The sequence below is a fragment of the Streptomyces sp. NPDC001157 genome, assembly GCF_053598255.1.
This window is the reverse complement of record NZ_JBSFJW010000070.1, coordinates 1-17,071: the sequence shown is the minus strand read 5'-3', so window position 1 is coordinate 17,071 and position 17,071 is coordinate 1. Positions and strand designations below refer to the sequence as shown.

Genomic DNA, 17,071 nt, shown 5'->3' with positions numbered 1-17,071 from the left:
CCGGTCCGGCAGCAACGGCTCGATGCGTGCCCACTGGGCGTCAGTCAACGACACACCAGACCAACGATCCGATGATCTGAAGGAAACGGCCTAGTGCCGGCAGGTTTCCTTGCCGCCGTCCTGGTCGGCGCCGACCGACACCGAGTAGGCCAGGCCCGTGCCGACCTCGGGCTCGGGTGAGAAGCCCTTGGGGTGAAGGTCGACCTCGAGCAGCAGGTGCCGGCCCTGCTCGGTCCTGGTCCAGCAGGCGTCCTCCACGCCGCCGGCCGGTGCCGCGGGGTCGGGGTCCCGCTCGAAGTGCCAGCCGGCCGCGGCGGCGGCGTGGGTGTAGTAGGTGATGACGTCATCGGGTTCGCCCGAGAACGCGTACAGGCGGTCCGCGTGCAGCCAGGGTGCTCCGCTGCTGTCGTCGTCGCATCCGGTGGTCACGCCCACACCGCGGTAGTTGGCGGGTGCCGAGGCGTCGGCGGGAGCCGAGCTGAGCATTGGCTGCTCGGCCAGCCTCTTCAGGTCGGTGGCCGCGTCGCCGCATCCGTCGCCGCCGACGGCGGAACACGCGCCGAGGAAGGCAGTCGGCAGGAGCAAGGCGGCCGCCAGCATGATGCGGGAGCCTGCGGACGATGATGCGTGGGACAACGGCGCTCCTGGGAGTGCGGGAAACCTCGGGTGTACGGGGCCTGGTGACCGGGCGTGGGCTTCGTTCATGGGAGTCCGCACCCGGCTTGTCCATCATCCCGTCACTGCCTCCCCGGCTGCCAAGGGACCGCGGTTGCCGTGCATCCCCCTTGACTCGGGGCCCTTCGACCGGCAACTCGACCAGGGGGAAGGGGCCTCAGCCGAGATCGATGTCCGGTCGGTACATGTCCAGCCACACCGCCAGGTCCAGCGCGCGTTCCAGACCACGCCGTTCGGACTGCGTGCTCACGGGCGTGTCGCGGTGGGCGACGCGGTGCAGGCGGTCGCGGTCGACGAGGTCGAAGACGGGATGGGCGGGCTGGGCCAGCAGGTCCTTGGCCTGGTCCTGGAGTGCGGTGGCGTACCGGGGGTCCTGCGTGGACGGATAGGGGCTCTTGACCCTGTCGTACACCGACTTCGGGAGCAGATCGGCGGTCGCCTCGCGCAGCAGGCTCTTCTCCCTGCCGTCGAAGGACTTCAGCGACCAGGGCGTGTTGTAGACGTACTCGACCAGGCGGTGGTCGCAGAACGGGACCCGGACCTCGAGGCCGACGGCCATGCTCGCGCGGTCCTTGCGGTCGAGCAGGACGCGGACGAAGCGGGTGAGGTGGAGGTGGCAGATCTGCCGCATCCGGTACTCGAAGTCGCTCTCGCCGTCGAGGCGGTGGACACCGCTGACGGCGCTGCGGTAGCCGTCGGCGACGTATCCGTCCAGGTCGAGGGAGGCGAGCAGGCCCGGGCGCAGGACCTCGGCGTCCTCGCCGAAGTGGCGGCGGAGGTTCACCAGCCAGGGGAAGGTGTCGCCGCGTCGGGCCTCCTCGTCGAAGAACTGCAGGTAGCCGCCGAACACCTCGTCGGCGGACTCGCCGGACAGGGCGACGGTCGACTGGTCCCGGATGGCCCGGAACAGCAGATACAGCGAGGCGTCCATGTCGCCGAGCCCGGCGGGCAGGTCGCGGGCCCTGATCACCTCGGCGCGGATGTCGGGGTCGGCGAGCGTCTGCGCGTCCAGCACGATGTCCTGGTGTTCGGTGTGGGCGGTACGGGCCACGTCGTGGACGAACGGGGTGTCGGGCGTGCCGCGGAGTTCGTCGGCGACGAAATGGTCGGTCCAGCCGACGAAATCGACGGCGAAACTGCGTACCTTCTCGCCGTGTTCGCCGAGTTGGCGTGCGGCGAGCGCGGTCATGGCCGAGGAGTCGAGGCCGCCGGAGAGCAGGGTGCAGCGGGGCACGTCGGCGACGAGTTGGCGGCGCACGATGTCGTCGAGGAGGGAGCGGACGGTGGCGATGGTCGTCTCGCGGTCGTCGGTGTGGGGCCGGGTCTCCAGCTGCCAGTAGACGCGGCGCCGCACCCCCGAGCGGTCCACGGTGACGACGGTGCCCGGTTCGACCTCCGCCATCCCGTCCCACCCGGCGTGCCCCGGAGTCTTGATCATCGTGAACAGTTCGCGCAGGCCGTCCAGTGTGACGCGGGCGGGGGCCAGGGGGTTGGCGAGGATCGCTTTGGGTTCGGAGCCGAACAGGACGCCGTCGGGTGTCGGGTAGTAGTAGAAGGGCTTGATACCCATGCGGTCCCGGATCATCACCAGCTTGTCCTGGCGGCCGTCCCAGACGGCGAACGCGTACATGCCGTTGAGCCGTTCGGCGACCTGCTCGCCCCATTCGAGGTAGCCGTGCAGGACCACCTCGGTGTCGGAGTCGGTGGTGAAACGGTGGCCCCGGCCGGTGAGTTCGCGGCGCAGTTCGGTGAAGTTGTACGTCTCCCCGGAGTAGACGAGTGCCACGCTCCCGCGCGGGGTGCCGACGGCCATCGGCTGCCGGCCGCCGGGCAGATCGATGATCGCGAGCCTGCGGTGCCCGAGGGCCGCGGGGCCCTGCACCCAGGTGCCGCGGTCGTCGGGGCCTCGGCAGGCCATCGTCTCGGTCATTGCATCCAATACGAGCGTCTCGGTGCGCAGGTCGCGATCGAACGAGATCCAGCCGGTGATGCCGCACATGCGGTGCCTCCTGCTCCAGGGTCCGCCCGGGATGCCGTCTCACCTGTGGTTTCTCGCATGCAACGACGCCCCGTCAGCAGACAAGATGTAACTGCCACGCATATGCGAGGGTGCGCCGCACCGATCGCCTGGTCAACACGGCCGTAACTTCAGCAGCGCGCCGACCCGCCCTTTTCGGCCCCACTTTGCATCGGCGAAACGCGCGGGGCCGTGTGCCACCGGGCCGGCCCCGCCGGGAATCGGCCACGGGCAAAAACTTCCCCACCGCGGAGCCATTCGGGCGGGGGGGGTCAGCCGCCCGTCGACTCCCGGATCACCAGGCAGAAGCCTCCGGCGACTTCCTGGTGCCGGGCCGGAGGCTCGGTCTGCTCGATGCGCCTGATCAGGAGGTCGACCGCCCGCTCTGCCATACCGTCGTGGTCGGGATCGACGCTGGAGAGCGACGGGATGAAGAACTCGCCCTCCGACACGTTGTCGAAGCCGATCACCTTCACCTGGTCGGGTACGCGCGTGCCGACGTCGGCGAGGCCCCGCAGCACGCCCATGGCAAGGGCGTCGGTCACACAGAACACACCGTCGAAGCCGAGCCCGCTCTTGGCCATCTCCCGGGCCCGTTCGGCACCTTCGCGCATACCGAGCCGGTCCACCTGCTGCACCAGGGCGCGGTCCGCGGACAGGCCCGCGTCCTCCAAGGCCTTGCGGTAGCCCGCGATGCGGAGGCTGGAGGTGTCCACTTCCTCTACCGCCCCGCAGACGATGGCGATACGCGTGCACCCCCTCTCGATCAGATGCCGGGTGGCGGCACGGGCCGCGTCGAAGTTGGGCATGGCGACGTGGTCCACCGGCCCGCCGAAGATCCGGTCGCCGAGGATGACCACCGGGTGGTCCACCCTGAGCCGCTCGGCATCGCCCTGCCCCATGCCCGCGGCGCTCAGGATGAGCCCGTCGTAGAGCCGGTTGCGGGACAGTGACAGCGCGTCCAGCTCGTTGTCCCGGGAGGCGGTCTGTTCGATGCTCACCCTGAGGCCGCGTCGCTCGGCCGCGGCGATGATGGTGGCGGCCAGCAGCCCGTAGTAGGCGCTGTCCACCTCCGGAACGGCGAGGCCGATGGTTCCGGTACGACCCTTGCGCAGATTGCGGGCGGCGACGTTGACCCGGTAGTCGAGCCGGGCCATGGCCTCGAGCACCTTCTCGCGCGTCGCGGGGCGGACGTTGGGATGGTCGTTGATGACGTTCGAGACGGTCATCGGTGAGACCCCGGCCGCCTTCGCCACGTCCTGGATCGTTGTCACCTCACCTCCGGCTCCTCGCGGTCGGGTTGTGTCAGCCGAGCGGGGCGCCGACCGTGACGAACGAGTGCGGCGGCAGCGTCAGAGTGAGCCCCTGCTCGGTGGCCTTGAGGGCCTCGAAGGGGCGCGGGGCGACCCTCTCCGGCGAGCCCGGCGTGTTGTGGTCCTGGAGGCGGTCGGCCGTCAGGATGCGGGCGCTCGGTTCACCGACGGCACCGCCGCGCAGGTCGAGCGTCACCTCGGCGGGCTCTTCGGCGTCCAGGTTGGACAGCGAGATCAGCACCGCCCCGTCCTTGACGCTGGCGGAGGCGGACAGGGTCTCCAGCTCCGTGTCGCCGACCGTGCGCCGCAGGGCGTCGCCGCGCAGATGGACGGCGAGTGAAGTGGCGTCCTGGTGGCCCTTGTTCATCTCGAAGACGTGGTAGGTCGGGGTCAGCACCAGGCTGTCGCCGTCGGTCAGGAGCATCGCCTGCAGGACGTTGACGGTCTGCGCGATGTTGGCCATGTACAGGCGGGCCGCGTGCCGGTGGAAGATGTCGAAGTGGGTGGCGGCCACGAGCGCGTCGCGCAGGGAGTTCTGCTGGAACAGGAAGCCCGGGTTGGTGCCCGGCTCCACGTCCCACCAGGTGCCCCACTCGTCCAGCACCAGCCCGACCGTGCGGCCCGGGTCGTAGAGGTCCATCACGGTGGAGTGGCCGGTCAGGATGCGGTCGAGGCGGCGGGCCGCGACCATGGTGCGGTAGTAGTCGTCGGTGTCGAAGAGGGTCGCGCTACCCTTGGCCTCCCAGGGGCCGGCCAGCGTGTAGTAGTGCACGGACAGGCCCTGGAAGAAGTTCTTCGGGGTGGCCTCGCAGCCGAAGCAGCTGATCTGCTGCATCAGCGTCTCGGTCCACTTGTAGTCGGCGTCTGAAGCGCCCGAGGCGATGCGGTAGAGCTTGTTGTCACCGTGGTCGCGGCAGTAGGTGGCGTACTGGCGGGCCAGGTCGGCGGAGTATTCGGCGCGCATGTTGCCGCCGCAGCCCCAGGTCTCGTTGCCGATGCCCCAGAACCTCACCCGCCAGGGCTCCTCGCGGCCGTTGGCCCGGCGCAGCCGCACCATGGGGCTGTCGCCGTCACGGGTGAGGTACTCCACCCACTCGCTCATCTCCCGCACGGTGCCGGAGCCGACGTTGCCGCTGATGTACGGCTCGGCGCCCAGCAGCTCGCACAGCGCCATGAACTCGTGGGTGCCGAAGTGGTTGTTCTCCTCGACGTCTCCCCAGTGCGTGTTGACCATGCTCGGCCGCTGCTCGCGCGGGCCGATGCCGTCACGCCAGTGGTACTCGTCGGCGAAACAGCCGCCCGGCCAGCGCAGGTTGGGGATGTCCAGGGCACGCAGCGCCCGGACGACGTCGAGGCGGATGCCGCCCTCGTTGGGTATCGGAGAGTCCTCACCGACCCAGAAGCCGCCGTAGACGCAGCGGCCGAGATGCTCGGCGAAGTGACCGTAGAGGTGACGGCTGATCCTCGGGCCCTCGATGTCGAGGTTGATGACCGCGGTGGCGTTGGGCACGGACGTACTCCTGTGTCGAGAGGCGGACACTGCACGACAACCGCTTTCTTGTAGCGATACAAATGTAGCTGCCGCCGTCCCGCCTTCACCAGGGGAGGTGATTCAGGACTGCGTGACCTTGCGGCCGTGGTCGGCGGCGTACGCGGCGAAGACCTCCGTCGTCGTGCCGCCCGTGTGCAGAAAACGCTGGTCGAGAATGGTGGCGAGGTCGTCCAGCGCGCCGGCGAGCAGGTTCCCGGTCAGTCGCACGTCCGGACGTCGGGCCGCCTGCCCTTGCCGGGCGAGGGCGACGGCGAAGCCGAGGATGGCGGCCAGGGAGGAGTGGTCCTCGCCGTCGTGGAAGTAGTAGGCCTCGGCGTACTGGGTGAAGTCGATGCGGACTTGTACGACCTCGGTGGCCAGGCTGTCCAGCAGCGCCGCTCCGGCCACGCTGTCGATGTGCCCGGCGGTCGGGGCCGAGCGGTGCAGCAGCGCCAACCGGATGGCCAGGACCCGTCTGCGGGTCAACGCGGGGTAGATCTCCAGCACCCAGGAGACCGTGGCCGTCAGGAGGGCGAAGCCGACGAGGGCCTCCAGCGGGGAGACCAGGCGGAGCCACCCTTCGCCGGGTGTGATGTCCCCCAGGCCGAGGGTGGCGACGGTGACCAGGGACAGATAGACCGAGTCGAGCAGCGCGGGCTGCTGTGCCGCCCTGGAACCGGGCGTGAGCGTGAACGCGCCCGGCATGTGGGGCCAGTAGATGATCGCCCAGCCCAGGATGATGATGACGGCCCAGAGTCCCACCACCGTCACCATGGCGAGCGGTCCGACGAGGCCGACCAGGCGGGGGCGGCGCCGGGCGAGTCGCCACATCCTCGTCATGACGAGTCGGCTGATGCCTCCGTGGCGGGTGGGGTGCCAGAGCGTGTGGAACAGATCCCGCAGGACGGCCAGGACCAGTCCGACGCCGACCAGCGAGACCAGCCACTCCATCCACGTCTCCCACGAGCCCGTTCCATGAAGCGCCTCGGCGGCTCCAGGCAGCGAGGGACCTCGCACCTCCCGCCCGATTTTGCCCTGGTTTCGAGGGCTATGCCAAGGGCGGCGTCGGCTGGTGCGTCTGCCTCACGGCATACAGGTGCGCCGGGTGTGCGGCTGCCCGTCGGGGGTTGTGACGCCCGGCGGGCGGCGCGATGGCGGCGAGGGCTGCCGGCGTGCCCGCCGACCGGGCCGTCACGACCAGCGGCCGCGCCCTCGGCTTCAGCACCCGGTGGCGGGCGATCCCGCTGCGTGCGCCACACCCCCGCTTCGCCATTGTCGTCTCGGTCCGCTAGGCGGTGACCAGGGCGAGCGTGAAGCCGTCGTAGCCCTTGGCGCCGACGGTCTGAATGGTGGTGGCGGTGAGCCGGGGGTGTTCCGCGATCAGCTCGGTGAAGCGGCGGACGCCCCGGACGCGCGGGTCGGCGTCGGCGGGGTCGGTGACCGCGCCGTCGCGGACGACGTTGTCGCCGACGATGACGCTGCCGGGCCGGGTGAGCTCGAGCGCCCACTCCAGGTAGGCGGGATTGGAAGGCTTGTCGGCGTCGATGAAGACCAGGTCGAACGGTCCCGCCCCCTCGTCCGCCAGCCGGGGCAGAGCGTCCAGGGCCTTCCCGACGCGCAGGTCGACGATGTGGTCGAGCCCGGCGCGGGAGACGTTGGCGGCGGCCACGGCGGCATGATGCTCGTCGGCCTCCAGGGTGACCAGGCGTCCGTCGACCGGCAGGGCTCGGGCGAGCCAGATGGTGCTGTAACCGCCGAGCGTGCCGATCTCCAGGATCGAGCGCGCGCCCTGGATGGTCGCCAGCAGGTTCAGCAGCTTGCCCTGGTTGGGGGCGACCTGGTGCGGCGGCAGCCCTGCCCTCTCGCTGCCCGTGGCGGCCGCGAGCAGCGCTTCGTCCTCCTCGACCAGCAGGCCGTTGAAGTAGTCGTCGACAGCGGTCCAGGTGTGCTGAGACACGGTCGGTTCCCCCTAGTCCACAGTAAGTTCCTAAAGGGAACCTACTACGGATCTCCGATGGCCCGCCAAGGGTTTTCAGCTTGTGAGGATGACGAGCTGCTGCGTCGCTCGGGTCATGGCGACATAGCGGTCGACCGCTCCTTCGATGCCCGTGCCGAACGCCTCCGGGTCGACGAGGACGACCAGGTCGAACTCGAGCCCCTTCGACAGCGCCGGGGTCAGCGACCGGACCCGGGGCGTGCCCGGGAACGTGGGATCGCCGATGACGCAGGCGATCCCTTCGGCATGGGCGGCGAGCCAGGTGTCCAGGATCGAGTCCAACTCCGCGACGGAGCCGTGTACGACGGGGATGCCACCGCTGCGGATGGAGGTCGGCACGTTGGCGTCCGGGAGTGCGGCCCGGATGACCGGCTCGGCTTCCGTCATGACCTCTTCCGGCGTGCGGTAGTTGATGCTCAGGGAGGCCACCTCGACCCGGTTCAGCCCGATCCGTGAGAGCCGTTCCTGCCACGACTCCGTGAACCCGTGCCTGGCCTGGGCGCGGTCACCGACGATGGTGAAGCTCCGGGACGGGCAGCGCAGCAGCAGCATCTGCCATTCCGCATCGGTCAGTTCCTGGGCCTCGTCCACGACGACGTGCGCGAACGGGCCGGCGAGCAGATCCGGTTCGACGCCGGTCAGTTCGGCTTCGTCGACCAGGCTGACCTTGGCGTCCTGGCCGCGCAACATCCTCACCAGGCCTTCGCCGTCGTCGCCGTCGGCGCCGGAGTCGGCCGCCGCGTCGATGAGGTTGTCCACGACCTGCGCCATGCGCTCGCGCTGGGCGGCGATGACGGCCGCGTGCCGGCGCTTGCGCAGGGCCGTCTCCGGATCGCCGAGCCGCTGCCGGGCGGCGTCCAGGAGCGGCAGATCGGACACCGTCCAGGCCTGGGCATCAGCCCGCTGCAGCTTGCGGACGTCCTCGCGACTCAGCCAGGGCGCGCACATCCGCAGATAGGCCGGCACCGACCACAGGTCTGAGACCAGGTCGGCAGCTTCGAGCAGCGGCCATGCCCGGTTGAGGGTCCCGACCAGCTCCTTGTCCTGCCGCAGCGCTCTGCGGAACTGCTCCGGCGGCAGGTCGTCGCCGTCGTATCTGTCTCCCAGGATCGTGACCAGCTTCTCCCAGATCTGATCACGCGCCTCGTTGTGCGGGGTGCCGGGTTCCGGCGCGTCGAACGCCTCGGCCCAGTCGGCGGCGGTCAGCCGGATGTCGGTCCAGTCGACGGTGACCGTCATGCCCTCGGCGGGCGGCTCCTCGTAGAACCGGACCGCCTTCTCGATCGCCTTGACCATCTGCGCGGACGACTTCAGACGCGCCACGTCCGGGTCGGCCTCGACACTCGCGTCGGCTCCCTCGTCGACGAGGTCCCGCAGGATGCAGGTCTGCACGCCCTCCTCACCGAGGCTCGGCAGGACGTCGGCGACATAGTCCAGGTAGGGCCGGTGCGGACCGACGAACAGCACGCCGCCACGACGGTGACCGAGGCGGGGGTCCGAGTAGAGGAGATGGGCGGAACGGTGCAGAGCGACGACGGTCTTGCCGGTGCCGGGACCGCCGTCGACGACGAGAGCACCGCGGGATCCCGCCCGGATGATGGCGTCCTGGTCGGCCTGGATGGTGGCGAGCACGTCCCGCATCCGGGCCGAACGGTTGCTGCCCAGGCTGGCGATGAACGCGGACTGGTCGTCGAGCGCGGCGCGCCCTTCGAGCCCGTCGGTGGTGAACACCTCGTCCCAGTAGTCGCTGATCCGGCCGCGCGTCCAGCGGTAGCGTCGGCGGCTGGCCAGGCCCATCGGGTTGGCGTGGGTGGCCGCGAAGAACGGCTCGGCAGCGGGAGAGCGCCAGTCGAGCAGCAGGCGACGCCCCGTGCTGTCGGTCAGACCGAGTCGTCCGATGTACACGGGCTCGGGGTCGTCCGCGCCGACGATGTGTCCCAGACACAGGTCCAGGCCGAAGCGGCGCAGGGTGCGCAGCCGAGCGGTCAGCCGGTGGACCTCCATGTCCCGGTCCATCGCCTGCCGGCCGATGCCGCCGGGTGCCTTGAGCTCGGCGTCGAGGCGGGCGGACAGCTCGGCGATCGTCTGCTCGAGGTTCTCCGCGATCGCCGCGAAGTGCTGCTCGTCGCCGGCGATCAGGGTCGGGTCGGCCTTGTGGGCGAGTCGGTCGGGAAGGTCGAACGCACGGGTGGTCAGGGGGGTCATGTCACCAGACAGAACATGCACGTCGTGAAACTCCCATTTCCGCAGCTTGTGGCCTCGGCGTGCGATTGTGCGGCACGACCGGGGCCTTGCCGCAAGGCCCCCAGTGCGCTATAAGTTGAGAGTGGCAAGGAGTGAGTGACCTCCTTGCCCTTGTTTTTTCTGCCGGCTTTTCTGCCTGTGCCGGTGGCCTTGAGCAATGTGCTCAGGCCAGTTCGCCGCGCAGGATGCTGTAGCGCACGCCGTCACGCCACTGTCCGTCGCGGAAGGCGATGCTGCGCAGGACGCCCTCGCGGGTGAACCCGACCTTCTCCAGGGCGCGTTGTTCGGGGATGTTGTCCGCTTCGGTGTCCGCCTCGATGCGTACGACCGTTGTGTTCGCGAAGAGGTAGTGCACCAACTGCCGTTGCGCCTCGGTTCCGACGCCCCTTCCGCGGGCCTCCGGCAGCAGGTTGATGCCCATGTTCCAGTAGGTGGTGGTCCGGGTGGGCCTGACCTGCCGCCAGGCGACGAACCCCAGCCGCTCCGCGCCGCGCACCACCATCAGATGCCCTGCGTCGTCGCCGAGCAGGCCGTTCTCCGCCCACTGACGCCGCCAGCGCCCGGTGTCCCACCAGCCCCACCACTGGAAGGGCACGACGGTCTCCGGATCGATGAGGAAGCGTTCCATGACAGGCAGGTCGGGCTCGGCCACCGGACGCAGCGCAACGTCGTCGATGCTCATGTGCGCCACCCTACGGCGCGACTCGACGGTTGTCCGCGCTCCGTGGACAGGGTCAACTCCCGTGCTCCGCCCAGCCGGTGAGGTCAACGACCTCCCGCGCGATGTCCCCGACGGTACGTCCGTCCGTCACAACACGCACCGCCTCCGCGGGGGCCCGCCGGTCCAGGATCCGGGCCTTGCGAGCGCTGCCCTCAAGCTCCCTCTCCAACTCCGAGCCGAGTTCCCGCCGTACCAGCCGCTCTCGGGCGGTGGCATCGGAGGCGGTGAGCAGGACCCGTACGGCGCGCACCTCCGCCCCCATGGCACGCTCGAACATGCCCGCCGCCTCGGGGAGCACACTCGCCGTGTTCGTGTAGATCAGACGGCGACAGCCGCGCCGGGCGAAGTTCGCCCATACCGCGGTCAGATTGCTCTCGGTGATCTCCGCGCGATGCGGATCGCCCTCCGGCGCCGGGTGCACCTGCCCCATGAAGTCACCGTCGATGACCGCGTGGGCAACCGCCGCGGCCCGCAACAGCGCCGACACCTCCCACCCGACCGTCGTCTTGCCGACTCCGGCCCGTCCTCCGATGAGCAGCACCTCCGCGCGTTCCATGGGACGCAGCGTGCCAGTTCGCAGCCGGGCGAGGCGAGCCGATATGGCGGGTTCAGGGGGCAAAGCACAGCAAGAAGCAACAGGTGCTCCGCGGGCGCGGACAGCGTGGCTACGGGGGTTTTGCGGCCGTAGGTCCAGGAGCCCTCGGTGTCCGTGGCCGCAAGGCGCAGTCCACCCCGAGGCGGATGCGCTCGGCACATCGCCGTACAGGCAGGCGCGGAACGCATTGAGGTCATCGCGCAGATGAAGAAGCAGAGAAGCCGAATCCATGAGCGGTGAACCGTGTCGTCGCCGGCGTCGTGGAAGGTGCGGGTGGGCCAGTGGGAGAGCTCCTGGTCGTTCCAGGCGCGGCGCAGGCAGCGCTGCGAGTGGCTGCGCAGGGCGGTGTCTTCGTGGTCACGGACGGAGTCCCGGACGGCTCGGGCGAAGACGTCGGCGTCGTAGAGGGCGAGGTTCATGCCTTGCCGCCCATGGGCGAGACGATGTGGGCGGCGTCTCCGACGAGGTAGAGGCGGCCGTAGTGCACGGGGTCGTGGACGAGGCCGCGGAGGCGGAAGGTCTCGCGGTCGCTGATCGGGCCCGCGGGGGGCGGGGTCGGCGAGGCGGGTGCGCAGGTCAGCCGCTGCGGAGCGCCGCAAGTGCGGTGTCGAGGTCGGCCGGGCGGGGCCGGTTGTGCGGGAGTCTGCCGAGCAGGGCCGCCATGCCGCAGGTGTCGGTGAGCGCGGAGAAGACCAGGCCGCCCGCTATCGCCGCCGAGACGATCTGGAAGGCCGGGTGCAGGAGGAGGCCGAGCGCCAGCCCCAGGAGCACCAGCGTGCCCGCGGTGAGACGCACCTGGCGCTCCATGCCCCAGGTCGCCCGGTCCCGCTGGGCCGCCGGCCGGTGCAGTTCATGTCCTGCGGCGGCCCAGGCGCCGGTGCCGCCGGTCAGCGTCGCGGCCGGGATGCCCTGCTCGGCGAGGAGCCTGCAGGCGTTCTGCGAGCGGGCCCCGGAGGCGCACACGACCAGGACGTCGCCGCGTTCGGCGGCGTACCGGATGTCGGTCAGGGCGCGGCGGATCTGGTCCAGGGGAATGTTGAGCGCACCGGGCAGATGGCCGGAGGCGTACTCGCCGGGCGTGCGCACATCGATGACCGTCAGCCGGTGGAGCAGTCCATGGGCCTGGTCGGTGGCCAGGGCGGAGGGAACGGGGGAAGCGGTCACGGCAGTTGTGATCCTTTGTGATCGGCTTTGGATTCGTTGGTGTTCGACGCCGTCCCGAAACGGGACGTACAGTACCCCTAGGGGTATACGTTGACGGAGGAGTCGTCGTGGACATGGAGCTCGCGGGTGCGGAACTGAAGGCCGTGCTGAACCGGCTGCGTCGCGCTCAGGGCCAGATCGCCGGTGTGATCCGGATGATCGAGGAGGGGCGTGACTGCGAGGACGTCATCACCCAACTCGCCGCGGCCTCCCGCGCCCTGGACCGGGCGGGTTTCGCCATCATCGCGACCGGGTTGCAGCAGTGCCTGACCGACGTCGAGTCGGGCCGCAGGAACGGCGAGGACGTCGAGCAGATGCGCGCCCGCCTGGAGAAGCTGTTCCTGTCGCTGGCGTGACGAGGCCGCCTGTCGGCGGCCGTCACACGGCCGAGCCGATCAGCATGAAACCGGCCACACCCAGCAGCACGAGGGCGAAGATCCGCTGAAGCGCCTGCCCCGACACCTTCGTGGCGAGGCGTCTGCCGTCCCAGGCACCGAGGACGGCGGCCCCGGCGAACGGTCCGATGGCGGCCCAGTCCAGTCCATCGGCCGTGCCCGCGCGCAACGCGAGGGCGGCAACCGAGTTGAGGGTGATGACCAGCAGGCTCGTCCCCACCGCCGCCCGCATCCGCAGCCCGAGGACACTCACCAGGGCCGGTACGGCGAGGAAGCCGCCGCCCACTCCGAGGACTCCGGTGACCGCCCCGAGCCCGGCCCCCGCCGCGGCCGCCCGGCCGGTCCGGACCACGCGGACGGCACCGGACGGGCCGGCCCGCGGACGCAGCATGCGCACCGCGGCGACCAGCGCCACCAGGGCGAAGCCCGCGGTGAGGACGGCTGCCGGCAGCCGTGCCGCCACGAGCCCGCCGAGCAGGGCGGGCCCGATGCCCGCGGCCGCGAACAGCAGTCCCGTGCGCCAGCGGACATGCCCCTCCCGGGCGTGCGCGGGCAGTGCGGTGGCCGTGGTGACGGCCACGATGACCAGGCTGGCGGTGGTGGCCGCGACCGGTGTGAAACCGAGGAGGTAGATCAGGGCGGGGACGGCCAGGACGCTGCCGCCTCCCCCGAGCGCACCGAGCGCCACACCGATGACGGCACCGGACACCAGGGCGAGTACGAGAACGCTCACGCCACCGTTCCGCTCTCGCCTCGCAGGTCCACCACGGGCAGCCCCCGCCGGGCCCAGTCGCGCATCCCGCCGATCACGTCGACCGCGTCGGCGCCGCGAGCGGCCAGGAGTTCGGCAGCCTGGCGGGACCGGTTGCCCGAGCGGCAGACGACCACCAAGGGCCGGCCCGCCACCCGCTCGGGCAGTGCCGCACCCGCCGCCAGCGCGGACAGCGGGGCGTGAACCGCGTCCGGGGCGTGGCCCGCCTCCCACTCGTACGACTCACGGACGTCCAGCAGTACGGCGTCCCGGGCCGCGGGGACGCCGTACACGTGTCCGGTGCGCTCGGCGGCCCGCAGCGCGTCCACCCTGCCGGGGCCTCGCCTGAACAGGTTCAACGACACCGTCCGCTCCCCACGGTCAGTCCGGCCTTCTCGGCGGCGGCGAAGGCGTCGTCGACGGCGACGACGTCCCGGCCTGCGGCGTGCAGCAGGGAAGCGGCGATGGCGGCGCGCACACCGCCGGCGCAGTGCACCCACACCTGGCCGTCGGGGACCTCGCCGAGCCGACGGCGCAGTTCATGGAGGGGGATGTGGACGGCGCCCTCCACGAAGCCGTCGGCGCGTTCGCTGTCCCGCCGCACGTCGAGCACGACCACATGCCCGTCCCCGTCGCGCCGCCGGTCCGTCAGGTCGGCGAACGTGGCGCGCGAGAAGGAGACCGGGGCCTCGCCCGCGCGCACCCAGTCCGAGGGATCACCGATCGCCGCGGCAGCCGGGCGGTCGATGCCCACACGGGTCAACTCGCGCTGGGCAGCGAGGAGTTGGTCGGCCGACTCGGCCAGCAGGGTCAGCGGCTTGCCCCAAGGGATCAGCCAGGCCAGATGGGTGGCCAGCTGTCTTTCGGCCGCGAAGTTGACGGAGCCGGCGACATGGCCTGCCGCGAAGGCCACTCGGTTGCGCAGGTCCACCACCCACTCCCCCGCCGCGAGCCGGGCAGCGATCTCGTCGGCGTCGGCGACGGCGGGCGGGGTGAGGTCGACGGGCGCGGGTCCCGCGGCGTTGGCGGGGCCCATGTGCACGTAGTAGGCGGGGATGTCGTCCAGGCCGGTGAGCAGGTCGGCGACGAAGGTGTCCACATCGCGGGTGAGCGCCGCGTTGGACGCCTTCTCCTTGCCGATGGTCGTGTCTGCGCCCTCCGCCTGGGCCGAGGAGCAGAAGCTGCCGAAGCCATGGGTGGGCAGAACCGGTGTCTCGTCGGGCAGTTCGGCCGCGAGGCGGTGTGCGGAGGCGTGCTGGGCTCGGGCGAGGCGCTCGGTCAGCCGCGGTTCGACCAGGTCGGGCCGTCCGACGGCGCCGATGAGCAGCGAGCCGCCGGTGAACACCGCGACCGCCGTTCCGCCCTCCTCCAGGACGTAGGAGGTGTGGTGCGGGGTGTGGCCGGGTGTCGCCAACGCGCGCAGAACCAGCCCGCTGTCGGCATCGACCTCCGTACGGTCCCCGTCGTCGACCGGCACCCGCTCGTACGCGACGGCGGCACCGGCCGGGACGAGATAGGCGGCGCCCGTGACGCGGGCCAGCTCCAGACCGCCGGTGACGTAGTCGTTGTGCAGGTGGGTCTCGACCACGTGCGATATCCGCACCCCCCGCCGCGCCGCCGCCGCGATCACCTGGTCGATGTCGCGCGGCGGATCCACCGCGACGGCCGTCAGCCTGCCGCCCGCCAGATAGCTCCGGTTGCCGAGGCCGGCCACTTCGATCGTGTCGACGAAGAACACGAGGCGCTTCCTTCCGTCGGAGAAATACCCCATGGGGTATGCACTTTCGACAGTAGCACGAGTACCCCCAGGGGTATTTTCGAAGCGGATCCGGCAACCGACCGGCCTATGACACTCGTTATAGACCTGCTGCAAGGTCTCCCTATGACGATCGTCATAGGAGGTATGCAGTGACCGTCATCACCTCAACGCCCCGCAGGGCCGCCGAGTCTCGAACAGCGACGCACGCTTGCCGAGACGCCGGCGGACGCCGGTCAGGAGCTCGACGTGATGGTCATCGACGTGGCCGTCATGGACGGGGACTGGCGCCGGGAGGTCAGAGCCGAGGTCATGGCTTCGGTCAGTGCGGCGAGGACGCGCTCGCGGGCTGCCGGAGCCGTCGCCGACCGGGTGGGTCGACTTCCGGGTCATCGACGAGGGCAGCTGGGGTTCCGGCGGCAGGACCCTCTCCATCCTCTCCCTCCTGGAGAGCGGCGTGTTCACCGAGGAGAAGGCCGGGGCGATCCGCGCGGCGGTCGGCGCCTGAGCCCGACCGATCTCACCCAGAGCCGGTACCGGCCCGCAGGGCGCCGGGCTCTAGCCCTCGATCGCGTCCGCGATCAGCGTCTCGAGCTGCTGTGCCACCCGGTCCAGCGGCTGCATGCTGCGCTTGGCGCGGCACATCGCGATGGCGCCCTCGACGGAGGCCACGATCAGGGCCGCGAGTCCCGGGGCCTGTTCGGCGTCGGCGCCGTGGCGGCGGAGGGCGTCGGACAGGAGCTGCTCCCAGGTGTCGAACGCCTCGGCCGCGGCGGCGAGGGACGGTGGCATCTCGTCGGCGGGTGGCTCCTCGACGGAGACGGCCAGCACCGGGCAGCCGGCCGGAAGTCGCTCTCGAACACGATGCCGCGCCACAGGGACAGGAAGGCTCGCAGGCCGGCGACCGGGCCCGTGTGCAGTCCCTCGCGCAGGACGCGGGCCACCGCTTCTCCGGCGTGCTGCACCGCCTCGGTGGCCAACTGCCCCTTGCCCTCGGGGAAGTAGTGGTATGTCGAGCCGAGCGGCGCCTTGGCGTGTTTGGCCAGCTCGCGGATGCTGGTGGCGTTCAGGCCGCGCCTGCTGATCAGGTCGGCCGCACCGGCCACGATGCGCTCGCGCGACGGTGCGCTGGATTTGGCCACGGCCGCGCTCCCTCTTCGAACCCCACTGGCTATAACGCTCGTCATAGCCTAGCGGGACCGTCCAGCGCGACCTGGCCGTCGTACTGCTGCGCTGGGAGGGAGCGCCCGAGACCGCGTTCTTCCGCGCCCAGGCCTGGAGCCACCTCGTCGAGCTGCCCGAAGGAGCGCAGACCACCGCCGAGGACGACGCGCCCCGCTTCCTCGTGGACGTGACGGTTCCGCAGGGCGCCCTGTCCGAGCGGTGCAAGGCGGGTCTGGTCCAGCACACCACCAGGACGGTGTCGCGGCCGCCGGGCTGTCCGAGGCCGACGTCCTACGGGTGTGGGTGCTGGTGCACGAGCAGCCCGACGGCACCTGGGGTGCGGGCGGCTCCGTCGCGGATGCGCAGTACGCGCCGTCGTTCGGTGGCACGTCCCATGGACTTGCCTCTTCAGCACTCGATGACGTTGACGGCGAGTCCGCCGCGGGCGGTCTCCTTGTACTTGACCTTCATGTCGGCGCCGGTCTCCTTCATGGTCTTGATGACCTTGTCGAGGGAGACGTGGTGGCGGCCGTCGCCGCGCAGTGCCATGCGGGCGGCCGTGACCGCCTTGACCGCGGCCATGCCGTTGCGCTCGATGCACGGGATCTGGACCAAGCCGCCGACCGGGTCGCAGGTCAGGCCGAGGTTGTGTTCCATGCCGATCTCGGCGGCGTTCTCGACCTGTTCGGGGCTGCCGCCGAGCACCTCGG

At 70.7% G+C, this 17,071-nt stretch carries 18 protein-coding genes and 2 pseudogenes; 5 read left to right on the top strand and 15 right to left on the bottom strand.

Translation table 11 applies throughout. The features are described 5' to 3' along the window. Positions 1-90 precede the first annotated feature (90 nt). From ACWDAG_RS46940 to ACWDAG_RS46920, 5 genes are all read right to left on the bottom strand, one after another. Positions 91-636 (bottom strand): hypothetical protein, encoded by a 546-nt coding sequence (locus ACWDAG_RS46940; protein ID WP_450701728.1) that lies wholly within the window; start codon positions 634-636, stop codon positions 91-93. 196 nt (positions 637-832) lie between these two features. Next, the gene (asnB, locus tag ACWDAG_RS46935; RefSeq protein ID WP_450701727.1) at positions 833-2,674 is read right to left on the bottom strand and encodes an asparagine synthase (glutamine-hydrolyzing); all 1,842 of its coding nucleotides are present in this window, start codon (positions 2,672-2,674) and stop codon (positions 833-835) included. A gap of 290 nt (positions 2,675-2,964) precedes the next feature. Beyond that, a complete protein-coding gene (locus ACWDAG_RS46930; RefSeq protein ID WP_450701726.1) occupies positions 2,965-3,966 on the bottom strand; it encodes a LacI family DNA-binding transcriptional regulator in 1,002 nt (333 codons plus the stop codon). Between the two features lie 31 nt (positions 3,967-3,997). Next, positions 3,998-5,515 (bottom strand): alpha-N-arabinofuranosidase, encoded by a 1,518-nt coding sequence (locus ACWDAG_RS46925; RefSeq protein WP_450701725.1) that lies wholly within the window; start codon positions 5,513-5,515, stop codon positions 3,998-4,000. Positions 5,516-5,617: 102 nt separating this feature from the next. Continuing rightward, on the bottom strand, positions 5,618-6,487 hold the full coding sequence (locus ACWDAG_RS46920; protein ID WP_450701724.1) for a potassium channel family protein: 870 nt from the start codon (positions 6,485-6,487) through the stop codon (positions 5,618-5,620). A gap of 200 nt (positions 6,488-6,687) precedes the next feature. Here ACWDAG_RS46920 and ACWDAG_RS46915 point away from each other — a divergent pair, with 200 nt between their 5' ends. Next, positions 6,688-6,828 (top strand): hypothetical protein, encoded by a 141-nt coding sequence (locus tag ACWDAG_RS46915; protein ID WP_450701723.1) that lies wholly within the window; start codon positions 6,688-6,690, stop codon positions 6,826-6,828. Here the strand turns inward: ACWDAG_RS46915 and ACWDAG_RS46910 are convergent. From ACWDAG_RS46910 to ACWDAG_RS46895, 4 genes are all read right to left on the bottom strand, one after another. Then, positions 6,825-7,493, bottom strand: a complete 669-nt coding sequence (locus tag ACWDAG_RS46910; RefSeq protein ID WP_450701722.1) for an O-methyltransferase — start codon at positions 7,491-7,493, stop codon at positions 6,825-6,827. The genes ACWDAG_RS46915 and ACWDAG_RS46910 overlap by 4 nt on opposite strands. Positions 7,494-7,568: 75 nt before the next feature. Beyond that, a complete protein-coding gene (gene helR / locus ACWDAG_RS46905) occupies positions 7,569-9,737 on the bottom strand; it encodes an RNA polymerase recycling motor ATPase HelR (RefSeq protein WP_450701721.1) in 2,169 nt (722 codons plus the stop codon). 202 nt (positions 9,738-9,939) lie between these two features. Beyond that, positions 9,940-10,458 (bottom strand): GNAT family N-acetyltransferase, encoded by a 519-nt coding sequence (locus ACWDAG_RS46900; protein WP_450701720.1) that lies wholly within the window; start codon positions 10,456-10,458, stop codon positions 9,940-9,942. Between the two features lie 52 nt (positions 10,459-10,510). Further along, positions 10,511-11,053 (bottom strand): hypothetical protein, encoded by a 543-nt coding sequence (locus ACWDAG_RS46895; protein ID WP_450701719.1) that lies wholly within the window; start codon positions 11,051-11,053, stop codon positions 10,511-10,513. Between the two features lie 320 nt (positions 11,054-11,373). Between ACWDAG_RS46895 and ACWDAG_RS46890 the strand changes: the two genes are divergently transcribed. After that, positions 11,374-11,562 (top strand): hypothetical protein, encoded by a 189-nt coding sequence (locus ACWDAG_RS46890; protein ID WP_450701718.1) that lies wholly within the window; start codon positions 11,374-11,376, stop codon positions 11,560-11,562. Between the two features lie 106 nt (positions 11,563-11,668). Here ACWDAG_RS46890 and ACWDAG_RS46885 read toward each other — a convergent pair whose 3' ends face one another. Next, complete coding sequence (locus ACWDAG_RS46885) at positions 11,669-12,256, bottom strand: rhodanese-like domain-containing protein (RefSeq protein WP_450701717.1); 588 nt, start codon at positions 12,254-12,256, stop codon at positions 11,669-11,671. A 107-nt stretch (positions 12,257-12,363) separates the two neighbouring features. On the opposite strand from ACWDAG_RS46885, the gene ACWDAG_RS46880 reads away from it, so the two are divergent. Next, complete coding sequence (locus tag ACWDAG_RS46880; RefSeq protein ID WP_099927088.1) at positions 12,364-12,651, top strand: metal-sensitive transcriptional regulator; 288 nt, start codon at positions 12,364-12,366, stop codon at positions 12,649-12,651. Positions 12,652-12,673: 22 nt separating this feature from the next. On the opposite strand, the gene ACWDAG_RS46875 is transcribed toward ACWDAG_RS46880, so the two are convergent. The 3 genes from ACWDAG_RS46875 to ACWDAG_RS46865 are packed head-to-tail and all read right to left on the bottom strand — an operon-like array spanning position 12,674 to position 15,179. Then, complete coding sequence (locus ACWDAG_RS46875) at positions 12,674-13,423, bottom strand: sulfite exporter TauE/SafE family protein (protein WP_450701716.1); 750 nt, start codon at positions 13,421-13,423, stop codon at positions 12,674-12,676. Further along, positions 13,420-13,800 carry a rhodanese-like domain-containing protein gene (locus ACWDAG_RS46870; RefSeq protein ID WP_450701729.1) on the bottom strand — a complete coding sequence of 127 codons (381 nt, stop codon included), beginning with the start codon at positions 13,798-13,800 and terminating at the stop codon, positions 13,420-13,422. Before ACWDAG_RS46870 ends, ACWDAG_RS46875 begins: the two co-directional genes overlap by 4 nt. Further along, complete coding sequence (locus ACWDAG_RS46865; RefSeq protein WP_450701715.1) at positions 13,797-15,179, bottom strand: rhodanese-like domain-containing protein; 1,383 nt, start codon at positions 15,177-15,179, stop codon at positions 13,797-13,799. The genes ACWDAG_RS46870 and ACWDAG_RS46865 overlap by 4 nt, the downstream gene beginning before the upstream one ends. A gap of 343 nt (positions 15,180-15,522) precedes the next feature. Here ACWDAG_RS46865 and ACWDAG_RS46860 point away from each other — a divergent pair, with 343 nt between their 5' ends. Then, on the top strand, positions 15,523-15,705 hold the full coding sequence (locus tag ACWDAG_RS46860) for a hypothetical protein (RefSeq protein WP_450701714.1): 183 nt from the start codon (positions 15,523-15,525) through the stop codon (positions 15,703-15,705). Positions 15,706-15,755: 50 nt separating this feature from the next. On the opposite strand, the pseudogene ACWDAG_RS46855 reads toward ACWDAG_RS46860, so the two are convergent. After that, positions 15,756-16,339: pseudogene (locus ACWDAG_RS46855) on the bottom strand (TetR/AcrR family transcriptional regulator). A 56-nt stretch (positions 16,340-16,395) separates the two neighbouring features. Between ACWDAG_RS46855 and ACWDAG_RS46850 the strand changes: the two are divergent. After that, a pseudogene (locus ACWDAG_RS46850) lies at positions 16,396-16,715 on the top strand (tautomerase family protein); the annotation flags it as partial. Between the two features lie 54 nt (positions 16,716-16,769). Here the strand turns inward: ACWDAG_RS46850 and ACWDAG_RS46845 are convergent. Further along, positions 16,770-17,071: L-serine ammonia-lyase, iron-sulfur-dependent, subunit alpha (locus ACWDAG_RS46845; RefSeq protein WP_450701713.1), on the bottom strand; the 302-nt coding region annotated here is incomplete at its 5' end.